At 43.7% G+C, this 12,709-nt stretch carries 9 protein-coding genes; 8 read left to right on the plus strand and 1 reads right to left on the minus strand.

What is annotated here, in order from left to right; genetic code table 11:
* Positions 1-42 precede the first annotated feature (42 nt).
* The 4 genes from NSQ29_RS06810 to NSQ29_RS06825 all read left to right on the plus strand — a co-directional run bounded on the left by NSQ29_RS06810 (position 43) and on the right by NSQ29_RS06825 (position 3,982).
* Entirely contained in the window at positions 43-1,287 is a 1,245-nt protein-coding gene (locus NSQ29_RS06810; RefSeq protein WP_341124640.1) for a stalk domain-containing protein, read from the plus strand.
* Positions 1,284-2,114: an AraC family transcriptional regulator gene (locus NSQ29_RS06815; protein ID WP_341124641.1), complete on the plus strand. Its 831-nt coding sequence runs from the start codon at positions 1,284-1,286 to the stop codon at positions 2,112-2,114. The genes NSQ29_RS06810 and NSQ29_RS06815 overlap by 4 nt, the downstream gene beginning before the upstream one ends.
* Positions 2,115-2,187: 73 nt before the next feature.
* On the plus strand, positions 2,188-3,417 hold the full coding sequence (locus NSQ29_RS06820) for a multidrug efflux MFS transporter (protein WP_341124642.1): 1,230 nt from the start codon (positions 2,188-2,190) through the stop codon (positions 3,415-3,417).
* Positions 3,389-3,982 (plus strand): hydrolase, encoded by a 594-nt coding sequence (locus tag NSQ29_RS06825; RefSeq protein ID WP_341124643.1) that lies wholly within the window; start codon positions 3,389-3,391, stop codon positions 3,980-3,982. The genes NSQ29_RS06820 and NSQ29_RS06825 overlap by 29 nt, the downstream gene beginning before the upstream one ends.
* Before the next feature lie 69 nt (positions 3,983-4,051).
* On the opposite strand, the gene NSQ29_RS06830 is transcribed toward NSQ29_RS06825, so the two are convergent.
* Entirely contained in the window at positions 4,052-4,864 is an 813-nt protein-coding gene (locus NSQ29_RS06830; RefSeq protein ID WP_042189788.1) for an undecaprenyl-diphosphate phosphatase, read from the minus strand.
* A gap of 276 nt (positions 4,865-5,140) precedes the next feature.
* Here NSQ29_RS06830 and NSQ29_RS06835 point away from each other — a divergent pair, with 276 nt between their 5' ends.
* From NSQ29_RS06835 to NSQ29_RS06850, 4 genes are all read left to right on the plus strand, one after another.
* Positions 5,141-5,707, plus strand: a complete 567-nt coding sequence (locus NSQ29_RS06835) for a GNAT family N-acetyltransferase (RefSeq protein ID WP_341124644.1) — start codon at positions 5,141-5,143, stop codon at positions 5,705-5,707.
* A 149-nt stretch (positions 5,708-5,856) separates the two neighbouring features.
* A complete protein-coding gene (locus tag NSQ29_RS06840) occupies positions 5,857-7,362 on the plus strand; it encodes a hypothetical protein (RefSeq protein WP_341124645.1) in 1,506 nt (501 codons plus the stop codon).
* A 12-nt stretch (positions 7,363-7,374) separates the two neighbouring features.
* Complete coding sequence (locus NSQ29_RS06845; protein WP_341124646.1) at positions 7,375-8,133, plus strand: DUF6063 family protein; 759 nt, start codon at positions 7,375-7,377, stop codon at positions 8,131-8,133.
* Positions 8,111-12,601: a hypothetical protein gene (locus NSQ29_RS06850; RefSeq protein WP_341124647.1), complete on the plus strand. Its 4,491-nt coding sequence runs from the start codon at positions 8,111-8,113 to the stop codon at positions 12,599-12,601. Before NSQ29_RS06845 ends, NSQ29_RS06850 begins: the two co-directional genes overlap by 23 nt.
* Positions 12,602-12,709 lie beyond the last annotated feature (108 nt).

The raw sequence follows: 12,709 nt of genomic DNA on the forward strand, positions 1-12,709 counted from the left end.
GAATGTCGTCTAACAAGATATGGAATTTTGAGGAGGGGAACTATGCGTAAAAGATGGATACTTATAGGCGTCTTGCTGCTTATGGCAATCACTCCATTAATTGATGTCACAAAGGTACAAGCCTCAAAAGTATTGTTTGACGGAACTAGTAGTGCGGAGCAACTAAAAGCACTAGCTTCAATTAATAAAATTCGGCAACAAATGGGGTTGGATGAAGTGAAACTTGATCCTGCCCTCGTTAAGGCGGCGATTAATCATGCTCGCTACGCTAATGCTAATTTTACAATAAAGTCTGAAGGCGATTTATCTATAGAAGTGAAAGGTCGTGAGTTCTTTACCCAACAAACACCTAAAGAGAGAGTGTTAACGTCGGGTTTAAGCGGAGAAGTACCGGAGATTATGGAAACCGTATATATGAAAGAGCGGGCCTATGATGAATTTGATATGGCTTCAGAGATTAACGAGCTAGCAGTTATGCATGATCGCAGGGAAGTGATGCTGACCCCGGCAGTTGCTTCTATTGGCATTGCACGAGTGGGTAAGTCTACCGTGATTGTTGGTGCTGTGAAGTCAGAAGGCGTAATGACTACACCAGCGACTGCGAGCGTATTTCCTTATGATGGAATGACGCGAGTGTGGTCAGGCAACATTTACAAAATGAATGCACAGCAGTTAATTCAAGGAGAAGCTACAACACTTACGGTCTTTAGTAGTCTACGGGATGTAGCGGACATAAAGGCTAAACTAAGCACACAGGCAGGCAACCGCCACATTAGTATCCCGCTTAGTGTGAAGAAACTCAATTCTGGTTACGGGTATGTATTAACAGCGCAGCGTCAGTTGAGGGGGGATCGGGAGTATACCGCGGAGGTTTCATTTCAATCTGGTGGCGAAACACTGGTGAAAGAGTGGACCTTCAAGACAAGCCCTTTCCTGTATCAGTTGAACATTGATGATATGCCACTTCTATCAGCACCACCGCTAAACATTGTGAATGGCATTTCAGAAGTACCCATGCGTTATCTCTTTGAGTTATTTGGAGCCAGGGTAGAATGGAACAAGGCAACCCGCATGATTACCGCTGAAAAAAATGGACTTTCTCTGAAGATGACCATCGACGATCATACAGCCTACATTAATGGACAAGCTGTGCAGATGAATAGCCCACCTCATCTATACGGTTACTCGACCTATGTTCCCCTCCGATTTATATCCGAAACGTTCGGATATGACGTTGAATACGATCCGATCGAACGTTCGGTGGACATTTGGACAGGGCTTTTATGAATATAAATAATCTATTTTTCCACATACTATATTGTAATTACAGATACTTCAACGACCCCAAGAGAAATTGGAGCAAGCTCGTTAGAACCCTTCAACATCATGAACTTCTCTTAGTGACTGGAGGGAAGGGTAGCTTTATGATGGAGCGAAAACGACATTCGTTTAAAGCTGGTATGTTATTCTATATTTCTCCAGATGTTAAGCATTCAATAGAGATAGATGCTGAAGATCCCTTATGCTTTCTGTCCGTTCATTTCAACTATGCAAAGGTGAGCATGAACGAGGAGAAATGGGGAATTAGTGGTGATGTGGATTCACTCCATCTGCAAGCTGTATCCGAATTGAAGGATTATTATCTGGTGGAAGATATCTTCGGAAAAATGATTCAGAGCTGGAACACTAAGCTGCCAGGTTATGAATTTGTAACGAAAACTTTGTTACAGCAGCTTATCATTGCTATTGCTCAAAATACACAAAAACAAAGTCGAAATTACGCTACATCATTAAAGGTAGAAAAAATTATTAATTATATGCATCAAAAGATCAATGAGAAAGTTAATTTGAGCGAATTGTCAGATTTGGTACAGCTTTCTCCTGCTTATTTATCGCGAGCCTTTAAAGAGATTACAGGTTATTCGATCATTGAGTTTTTTAATAAAATGAAAATTGATAAAGCGAAAGAGCTGATTCTCGAAGGAAACATAAAAATCAAAGCGGTTGCGCAAACCCTTGGATTTACGGATGAATTTTATTTTAGCAGAATTTTCAAAAGAATGACAGGTATCAGCCCTTCGGAATTTCAGAGCAAAAATGTCCATGGAGTTTAGAATAATGCATGGTATAGAGCCAATCTGACTGTTAACATGAGGTTGTTATTGTTAGCAGAAAGAAGGCTTTTTTATGTTCATGTGGAAAAGGAATTTGATCGTTTGCTGGTTTGGTATGTTTGTAACGGGTGTAGGTATGAGCCAGATTGCGCCAGTATTGCCACTTTACATTAAGCATCTTGGTGTAGACAATGCCGATTCCGTTGCTCAGTTTTCTGGCATTGCTTTTGGGATTACCTTTATCGTTTCAGCCATATTTTCACCCATTTGGGGGCTGGCGGCAGACAGGTTCGGACGGAAACCAATGCTTTTGCGGGCAAGTCTTGGGATGGCGATTGTGATCAGCTGTATGGGTTTTGCGCCTAATGTGTATGTATTAATTGCACTAAGATTATTACAGGGCACAATAACGGGTTATAGTACAGCTTGCACTACATTAATCGCGACTCAGACGGATAAGGAACATGCAGGATATGCTTTAGGAACTCTTTCAACAGCCAGTATTGCTGGAGCTTTACTTGGCCCAACGATTGGTGGTTTCATTGCAGAGAGCATGGGTTTACAAAGTTCATTTTTTGTTACGGGTGGACTGATGCTGGTTGCCTTCATTACTACCGCTTTGTTCGTGAAGGAATCTTTTCATCGTGAAGATAAAAAGACGCTAAGTATCAAGGAGGTCTGGAGCAGTGTTCCAGAGAAGAGCCTAACGCTAACCTTGTTTGTAACCTTCTTTATTCTAACTGTTGCTTTATACTCTGTAGAACCAATTATTACGGTATATGTTACTCAGCTCTCCAAGAGTGCTAGTCATGTGGCTCTGCTTGCAGGGATGACCTTCTCAGCTTCAGGGCTGGCTAACATCATTGCTGCTCCAAGGCTTGGCAAGTTGTCTGACCGAATAGGTGCTCAAAAAGTTATACTAGTTGCGCTTATAGCGGCAGGACTTCTGTTTATCCCACAAGCGTTTGTTCAGAATCCTTGGCAGTTAATGGGTCTGCGTTTTCTACTAGGATTAGCGGCAGGTGGGTTAATACCTTCTGTGAATATCCTCGTTAAGAAAATAACACCAGATGCGCTTACAGGCAGAGTATTTGGATTTAACATGTCGGCAGGTTATCTTGGCACATTTGCGGGTTCGGTTCTAGGTGGGCAAGTGGCAGCCTGGTTTGGGATCCGAGATGTATTCTTTATTACGAGTGTTTTGCTATTGATAAATGCAGGCTGGGTTTATTTTAAAGTGTATAAAAAACTAAGTTTAAATGGGAGAGAAGACAATGGAAGACTTAAAGAGATCAGAAACTGAATGTATTGATGCAAAGAAAACGGCGCTGGTTGTAATCGACTTGCAGAATGGAATTGTTAACATGCCGAATAAGGCTCCCTATACAGGTGAGCAGGTGGTTCAGAAGGGCAGCAGTTTAGTTCAAGCCTTCACGGAAAAGGGGTCGTTTGTAGTACTTGTAAGAGTATCCTCGTTAGATGGACAGGATATGTTAAGACCTCAAACAGATTTGAAGATGAGTGCAGGAGCCTTTCCTGAAGGCTGGGATACCTTGGTGCCTGAATTAGCTAATTTCAAAAATGCACATGTGATTTCTAAACGTCAATGGGGGGCGTTCTTCGGAACGGATCTTGACTTGCAGCTACGTCGCCGCGGTATAGATACGATTGTATTGTGTGGTATTTCTACATCCATCGGTGTGGATACGACAGCTAGAGAAGCTTATCAGCTTGGTTACAACCAAGTTTTTGTGGAAGATGCAATGACTGCTTCTACGAAAGAAGAGCATGACTATGTGTGTAAAACGATTTTCCCTAGGATCGGCAAGATTCGGTCTAGTGGTGAAGTAATATCCCTGTTAAAATAGGATGAAAAGCCCTCATGCTCTCTGTAATCCCAGAGATTGTCATGAGGGCTTTTGTTTGAAATCATGTACTTACATGAAGATAAGGAGTAGTATCCCAGCCAAGAAGCAGTAATAAGAGAAGTACTTCAAATTACCTTTAGCCATAATCCCCATAAACCAGCGCATAGAAAAATACGTAACGATTAGTGTAGTGATAAATGCAATTAAGTATGGAATTGCTAGTTGCGCTCGGTTCGGGTCACTGGCAATATCAGATGCACCCATAACAAGTCCGCCCAGACTGATTGGAATATACAGCATAAAAGAAAAGCGTAAAGCAGTTTCTTGCTTCATTCCCACAGCAATGGAAGAGATGACCGTTGCGCCTGAACGACTTATGCCAGGAATAAGAGCTACAGCTTGGGCAAGTCCGACTATGACTGCATCCTTGGCTTTTAAATCCCCATCTTGTTTACGACCGCGAAGATTACGAATTAACCATAAAGCAACCCCGGTTACCAGCAAGGCGATGGACACGGTGTGTACTGACGAGAAGATCTCCTCAATTTGGTCCTTAAAGAACAAGGCTACGATAACCGCAGGCATGGTGCCAATGATAATGTACAAAGAGAACATAAAATCTGACTTATATTCCTCTTTGCGGGTCAGAATAAATTGAACGAATCCAGTGATCAATCTTCCGATATCTTTGCGGAAAATAAAGCAAATCGCAATTAGAGAAGCCGTATTTGTCAGGATTTCAAATGATAGCCCATTCTGTTTTAAGCCCAGCAATTTCTGCGCGATGATTAAATGGCCGCTCGAGGAAACGGGGATTGGCTCAGTTGCCCCTTGAACAAACCCTAGAAACAAGTATTTAAGCCACAGTATAATATCTTCCATTTTTCCTCCCAGTATTTTTGTAATCTTTTTAATCATATCTCATTCAATGAAGAAATGACAATAGAACCATCGTGCCATATCGAAGTTCATCGCCTTAAATGAGGGCTTGACTAAACCAGTTATAATATTCTTGAATGGCTTCTTCACTAACCGAGCCTATCGCGAAAGTAAACTAAATGAGGTGGAACTATTTGTAGTTCATTAATTAAAATTCATCGGCAGGACATTCCGAAAGCCGCCAGCGTTCTGGCAGAAACCTTCGCAAAGGATGATCCATTGTATCAGCATATTTTGCCTGATGAAACAACCAGACTCCGCGTATTAAACATTTTTTTTCATCGTTATATTGAGATGTTGTATCCTTATTCGGATTTACTAACGACGTCAACAAATTATGAAGCTGTCGCTTTGGTGTTCCATTCGGAGCGTCAGAGCGGGACATTGATTTCGAACGTCAACTATATGAAACAAATTGGGATAGCGATTCTCAAGTGTTTACCGATTTGCCGAATCATTGGTGTGCGAGGATTTATTCGAGGACTAACTACTTTGCGCAGTATGAGTTCCTTATGGCTATCGATGTTTGGTGATCAGAAGTATTTGCATTTGGATATGCTTGTAGTGCAAGAACGTTACCGTGGGCAAGGATATGTATCAAAGATTATGATGCCGCTGCTCGCCGAGTGCCGCGAGAAGAATGCATTATGCTCCTTAGAGACACAGACGCAAAGTAATCTTCCCATCTATGAGCATTATCAATTCCGCACGGTTAAGGTTATCCCCTTACCCAATAGTACATTAGAGCAGTATTGCATGGCGTATACTCCAGATTCTGCAGAGTAGAAATGCGTGGATAGAATCTATTATTTTGTTTAACAATAAATAGCACAACCTTCGATGAATTGATATAATAGAAACATATATTCGCGTACTTCAGAACCCTATACGGATGTATACGGGTTTTATTTTTATTTGGTGAGGATGGCAGAAAGATGAATTGGTCGGATTTTGGCGAACGAAATAAACGATTGAATCCCCTATGGAATCTGGGGGCTGGGATGAACCTTGGCGAAATCCAACCGTACAAAGAAATGGTATCTTTAAGCATCTTGCTGCAAGTCTATTATTTGGAGCTAGAATCCAATGAGAGAAGATCCAAGGAAGATATAATAGCGTTGGCTTGGACTGCATTGGAACGGTTCAATATTGCGAATCTCGGGACTACCGAATCCGTAGAACGTTTAGTAGACGGCCTGCTCTGGAGCGGAAATGGTGGGGATTTTGAATCCTATTATTATGATGATGCGGCTCGGCAAATGTCTGTGCAGAAATATAAGTATTTCATGGTGGATGAGGATGCGACCCGCAGTAGCTGGGAAGAGAACGGCAGAACAATCTATCGACTCTCCGAATACGCAATGGAGCTTATTTTTATGAGTCATGAGATTATTGAAGAGTTTCAGATCAGCATCAAGCTGCTTGAGATTCAAATGCATATTAAGCATGGACGTGTAACAAGGGCACTTCAGGATGTGAATGAGCTTATCTCCCGGGTCCGGAAGATGACCCATGAACAGCAGGAATACAGGAATGCATTGCGCCGTAACCCGAAGCATATTTTCAGTGAATTTGGAGTGGCTCGGCATCAGCGACTCGAAGAAATTCATCAGCAGTTCGAGGAAGAACGCAAGCATTTTGATAACATTCATCGTTCTCTGGCCCGGCTAGCCAATGACGAGAAAGATGTGATCGACTTCAATGAGATCCGTATTCTTTCTGAACGAGTCGAGCTCTCAAGGCGTGTACACGATGAGCTGGCTGAGATAGTCTTGAATATTTTCGAGGTGGAGACCAACTTAAGATTGAACTTCCCTGAACTATTCTGGGGAGCCGCCGGCTTTAACTTCCGTACGCATGTATGGGAGGAATGGGTTAAAGAGGAGGGTCTGCCAAGCGGTGACAGTCTTGATCTGCTGCTATGTGGATTGTTCGCTCCGAATCAGGATTTTGTCTATCCACTACCTTGGGCTTGGGAGGAACAAGAGGTTGGTTTTATCCCGGATATAGTAATAGATGAACTTGAAGATGAGTTCTATGCTGAGAATGCTCAATATATTCCTAAAGGTATTCCATGGGTGGAAGTCGTTGAACTGTGGAAGCCTGTGTTCAGTGCACTAGCCCAGCGAGGGAGCTTTACGTTTACTACAGAAGCTTTTACCGAGGAGGAATTAACAAGATGGGCACGCACACCAGATGCTGTCGATCTGTGGGTGCAGTTTTTTCATTCAGAGATTGTAGTACAGGAACAGGCTCCGGAGAACAGCAACGGATCTGATGAATGCCAGCTGCTAATCAGGTACGTACTAGCGGATGATCCTCAACTGGAGAGCTTGCACGGCAAGCTGTTGCGGACGAGCATTGCGCAAGATTCAGCTCTAAGGGTACGTTGGTCTGGTCTAGACATGAGCCCATATACTATTACGATCGTGGAGAGGTGAGAGGTTACAAGCATGAGTTATACATTAGAACAGGTACAGCAAGCTTCACGGCTATTTTTTGAATTACTTCGTAAAAAGGTAATCCCTCTCGATGATCCTGCGGCTGCGGAATGCCTACAGGATGCAGGAACATATGATGCGCTTCAATATGTTGCCAAGGAGGCAGGCTGCCGAGTGATGAATTCCGGACACCGTCTCCATTTGTTGGTCAATCCACTCGGGTCAGTGTTCGCCACCAACTTTACCCAGCTGAAGAATAAATACTCACGAATTGAGCGCAAAACTCATTTACATATCATTAATATCATCATCCTTGTGTTTCTTGCCGAGATGGATCAGGACGAGACTCACTTTAAGTCCGGGCAGGACAGTATGTCCTATATACAGATATCCGATCAGGTGTCTTCACTTTTCCAAGCATGGATGCAGATGGATGATGAAGGCCGGTTTAGTCAGCAGTGGCGCTTGGATATCCAAGCGATGTCGAAGGTGTGGACTAACCTCTATATGCAAACTAAGAGTCAGGAAGAGAGCGATCTTCTGACAAGAGGCGCAGGCTCACGAATTGGGCTGATTCATGAAGGCATGAAGCTCCTGGAAGAGGAGAAGCTCGTGTTCATCTCGGAGTCAGAGAAGCGGATATTCCCACGGGAAGAGCTGTATGAGAGAATGCGGTATTTATATCATGATGTTGACCGGTATCAGGAATTGAAGAAACTCATCGGACGAACTATAGCTGAGAAAGACGGTGCTATTAATGCCGCGGATTGAACGCATACGGATTACAGGACTTAAATACGAGAAAATGCTCAAGAAATATGATGATATGATTCTGGACCTCTGTAACGAAGAGGGGCCAGCCAATACGCTTATTACGCTTATGAATGGTGGCGGGAAGGGCGTACTGCTACAATCTATATTTCAGTTATTAATGCCTAAAACGCCATGGGGAAAAGATAGTGAGAACCAGGTTGAAGCATTTTTTCATAATCATAAAAAACAACTTAAACCTTACACCTTTCATGTAGCTATCGAATGGCATCTGGACAACAATGAGCGTAATGAATATATGACGACTGGTATTGCTATGACGGCACATAACTCACTGGATCAGCAGGATATTAAAGTGGATTACTTACTGTACGCACTTTCAGATTACGGCGAAGCGTCTGAACTTACCCTTTCGACGCTGCCACTCTTCGATGAAGAGACTGCTGAACCTACGAGTTTTGAAACGATCCAGCAATTTATACGAGATCGGCGAGGGGAAATTGTACCTTTCGGTAGCCATAGCTCGGATTTAAAAAAATATTATGATTTCCTGGCTACCCGGGATATCCATATCGCCGAGTGGCGCAATATGCGGCGGATCAATGGGGAAGAGGGCGGTATTAAAGGTTATTTTAAAAAGAATGATGCCTTTACCAACCATAACTTATTCGAAAAGCTAATTATCCCTGAGATAGGTTCCAGTCTAAATGAGGGACCCAAAGAAGAAGACAATACGCTGCAGCGGATGTTTATCGACACGGCGACAGTAGCTCAACGTCTACCGATGCTTGAACAGCGGGAACAAGTCTACACAGAGTTTCTTGGCATGGCCGCACCTTTATACGAGCTGGTGAAGCTAGGAGTAGAGGCAGAGAGTGTTGTTCAAGAAACTGAACTTCGTGGACGTCAGATCTATACGGTTATTCATGAAGAACAGAGAAATGCGGAAGAAGAGCGAAGTAAGGTTGGTAATGAACTGGCTGGGCGTTATCAGGATGCAAAGCAATTACGATTTGAGACGGACAATCTAAAGTTTTTGCGCAGCAAGGAAGAAATGGAACTGAAACAGGAAGAGTTCAAAAAGCTTAGTGATGATCAGAGACGTGCACGTGGACGGCTGGACGATTCCAAGACTCAGGAGAAAAAGCTTGAAGTGGCTCATTTCTTAGCTAAACGTATGCTCCACACACGACAAATTGAGCAATGGCAGAAAGAAATTCAAGCGATCGAAGGATCTCTGGAGATGAAAGAACGTCAAGAGGTCATTCAGACGGCTAAAGAAAAGCTTCGTAAACAATGGGATGTGGTGTCAAGCCTCTGGCAACAAACGATCAGAGGATTTGGAAACGCTGAGCGAGCACTGACGACTGAAGAAAAAGGTCTGCGCAAGGAGCGGGAGAGCTTCCTGTTGGAGTTAGCAGGCCTGGATATCCAGATTAATGAATTGACGCTATCTATCCGTCAATATACAGAAGAACTCGGAACATTCGCAGCTCAGCATGGTCAGGACGCTGCACATGCTCCGGTGGCGGCGCTTCAACGTACGATTTCAGCTGCCAAAACGATACTTCTGGATATGGAAGTGCTAGACGAACAGCATAAAGAGGCAGAGAACCGAAAGCTGGCACTGCATAAGAATCACGCAGAACTCAGCGAGAAGCATCGCTCTTATGAACGAGAGGTAGACGAGCTCGGGGCACTGCTTGATTCGCAGACCTATAAAGAATCACAGTTATGGTCACAAATCGTTGTGCTGCTGGAAATGTTTGATGAACATAATCGTTTGGGAGCTACTGGTCTTTTTGAAGAGAAGGATACGATTCAACTACGATTTATCCGAAAAATGGATGAAGTGGAGCAACAGACAAAACGTTCCAGACGAGAGTACTACAATCAGCTTATGGACGTGGAACTTCAGAACCAATCCTACTGGCTGCCGAATTCAGATATTCTCGCGGTCAAGGATACACTCGATTCGCTCAAGATTCAATCCACACCGGGCAGTTCCTATTTAAATGATCGTCCATACCTTGAACGTGAGGAAGAACTAGAGCGCTATCCACTCCTTCCTTATAGTCTGATTGTTACCCGGCGCGAAGCTGATAAAATCAAACCGGATTTGCTGAAGGACACGCTGCTGAAATCAGCGGTGCCAATCTTTATCCGTGAAGAGATGGTAGCTTCAGATCCAGTATCTTTTAAGCTTTTAGCTAACCAAGGCCCACAAATGGTACTGGAGCCAGATCGGTTCTTAAACTTTAAGAGCGGTATTCAGGCGAAGCTTAAGGAGCAAGAACAAGTGCTTCAGGACGCGGAGGCTTATTTATCGAAGTTGAAATCTGTGCGTCAGGAATATGAGCGGTTATATCAAACAGAGAACACTGTGACGATTACAGCCAAACGCAATACCCTTATGAAACTGCAAAGTGAACTTCAGCAGAGCATTATCAGTCTTAGCAACGAGATTAATGAGAACGAGAGCACGCTTGCTCGGATCGGTCGGGAACTTATCGAGAATAAGGTGCTTAGTGCAGAGCATGAGCAGAGAGCAGCAGCGTTGCAAGGTTGGATTGAACGTTCGAAGAAACATGAGCAGGATCAAAAGGAGAAGAAAAAGTATACAGATCGTAAGAGTCTAGTGAGCAAAGAGCTTGCGAGTAAGGACCAGCAACTCGAGCATCTTGAAGCGCAAATGGTAAGCCTTGGCGGAGAGCGCGAGAAATGGATGGGAGATGCCAAGTATGCTCTGTTTCCTAGACTGCAGCATTGGTTCCCTGAAATTGTATTTCCGACATATCATCAGCTTTCGGATGATATGGAACCCACACCAATAGATCCCGTAGAGCAGAACCTTCTGTTGCAGCAGCTCAGTACCGTTGAAAGTCTGCAGCAATCGCTGACGGAGAATGAGCTTGAAATTCGAACAAGAGCCGCCCAGATTAAAGCGGCGAGCGAGAATCTAACGGAGCTTGAAGCCAGCCTGAATCAAGTGGATGAGAATTGGCGGAAGGTAACAGAGCCTGCTGAATCTACTGAATCCATTATGGCTGCAAGAAACCGTCAAAAGTCGGAAACTGCTTCACTGGAAGAAGACTATCAGATGGTTCACGATTCTTTCATCCGTTGCCAGACTGAATTAGAGAATTTGCAGAAGGAATTGCGTAAGGTAGAAAAAGGAATCAAAGAGAAACATGAGCGTGCCGTGGAAATTTGGAATGAGCAACTCGAGCAAAAAGAGGCGGACATTCAGGAGCGTTCCCAAGAGAATGAGCTCATGCTTAACCAGTGTAAACGATCTTTGGAAAGAATGGATGCGCTTATTCAGACGTTATCCAATCAAATCAAGATCATGAATGCACATATTGAGGATCGGGTCAATCTACGGACTGTGCCAGAAGAATTAATGCTGAGGGTAAGAGAAGGCTGTGAGTCACTGGTTGCTGACTGGCTTCTTCGTATTAAGGATAGCCGAGTTAGACGGGACGAGGTCTCCAGAAAGGTGAAGGAAGAGAAAAATTCATTAACCGGAAAACTTGCCAAAAACGAACGGAATTCTGAACTGGAGACCAAGATTCTAGATCGTTTAAATACGGTCCATTGGGATAATTTCGCTATTGCTCAGCAAGTCCTAGATTCGATGTTACGTAGTTCACGCGATCAGATTGAGAGCATTCAAAGCGATAAGGAGGATATGGATCTGTCCCGCAAGATGTGGGTAGCCCGGGCTTCTTATCGTGTAGTACAAATCATTGATATTATGAAGCGAATGGAACGTCGGATGATTATTCATAATGAGAATAATTATGCTTTCCCGCTGGTACGCCTGAATTATAAGAATATCAATATACCGAGATCAAGTGATGAGGTAGAGCCGATGGTGAGCGACTATTTCAATCGGTGTATCAATGAACTACTCTCAAAATATCCAAAGATTGAACAAGTACCAGCGCTGGTAATCAAAGAGGTTATAAATGACGGACGAATCGTCTATGCGGCGCTTCAGAATCGCTTCCCGATTCTTCAGGTATATAAACCAGTAACGGAAAATTACTTCCTCTACGCCGCTCCGGAAGACTACCATTATTCCGACTGGGAAATCATCAATCGGGGTGCGCTGGATGAGGCTGTCGGCAGTGGTGGACAGCGCCAATCTGTACAGCTGCTGGTAGCCATGATGATCATGACACATAAACGTGTAAATCGTGAGAACAAAGGGTGGACGGTCTTTTTATATGACAATCCTTTTGGAGAAATGGTATCTAATAATGTGCTTGATCCCGTATTTGAGATTTCAAAGGCGCTCAAATTTCAGTGGCTGATTGTAACGCCACCGGAGCTAGTGAAGAATGACGTTAGCGTTCGCTTTGGTGTGTACTGGCAGCTCTATTTCGGAGGTGTCAAAGGGGATGTGTTAGAATCCACCCTAGTCAAGGGAGGAAGAAAGCTCGTTCCTGTTTCACTTTTTTGATCAGCAGCGTTTACCAGCGTCCATAATGAAAGGGGCGTACCGAAGTAGCATTAAGCTACTCCGGTACGCCCCTTTTTTCGCGTTTAGGATGAATTAGGGAAATTGTCC

The sequence above is a fragment of the Paenibacillus sp. FSL F4-0236 genome (assembly GCF_038000135.1).
GTDB lineage: Bacteria > Bacillota > Bacilli > Paenibacillales > Paenibacillaceae > Paenibacillus_AQ.

Bases quoted from the DNA above. Each gene is read 5' to 3' on its own strand.
- NSQ29_RS06815 (WP_341124641.1), top strand. From the start codon at position 1,284: ATGAATATAAATAATCTATTTTTCCACATACTATATTGTAATTACAGA.
- NSQ29_RS06845 (WP_341124646.1), top strand. From the start codon at position 7,375: ATGAGTTATACATTAGAACAGGTACAGCAAGCTTCACGGCTATTTTTT.
- NSQ29_RS06840 (WP_341124645.1), top strand. From the start codon at position 5,857: ATGAATTGGTCGGATTTTGGCGAACGAAATAAACGATTGAATCCCCTA.
- NSQ29_RS06820 (WP_341124642.1), top strand. From the start codon at position 2,188: ATGTTCATGTGGAAAAGGAATTTGATCGTTTGCTGGTTTGGTATGTTT.
- NSQ29_RS06825 (WP_341124643.1), top strand. From the start codon at position 3,389: ATGGAAGACTTAAAGAGATCAGAAACTGAATGTATTGATGCAAAGAAA.
- NSQ29_RS06810 (WP_341124640.1), top strand. From the start codon at position 43: ATGCGTAAAAGATGGATACTTATAGGCGTCTTGCTGCTTATGGCAATC.
- NSQ29_RS06830 (WP_042189788.1), bottom strand. From the start codon at position 4,864: ATGGAAGATATTATACTGTGGCTTAAATACTTGTTTCTAGGGTTTGTT.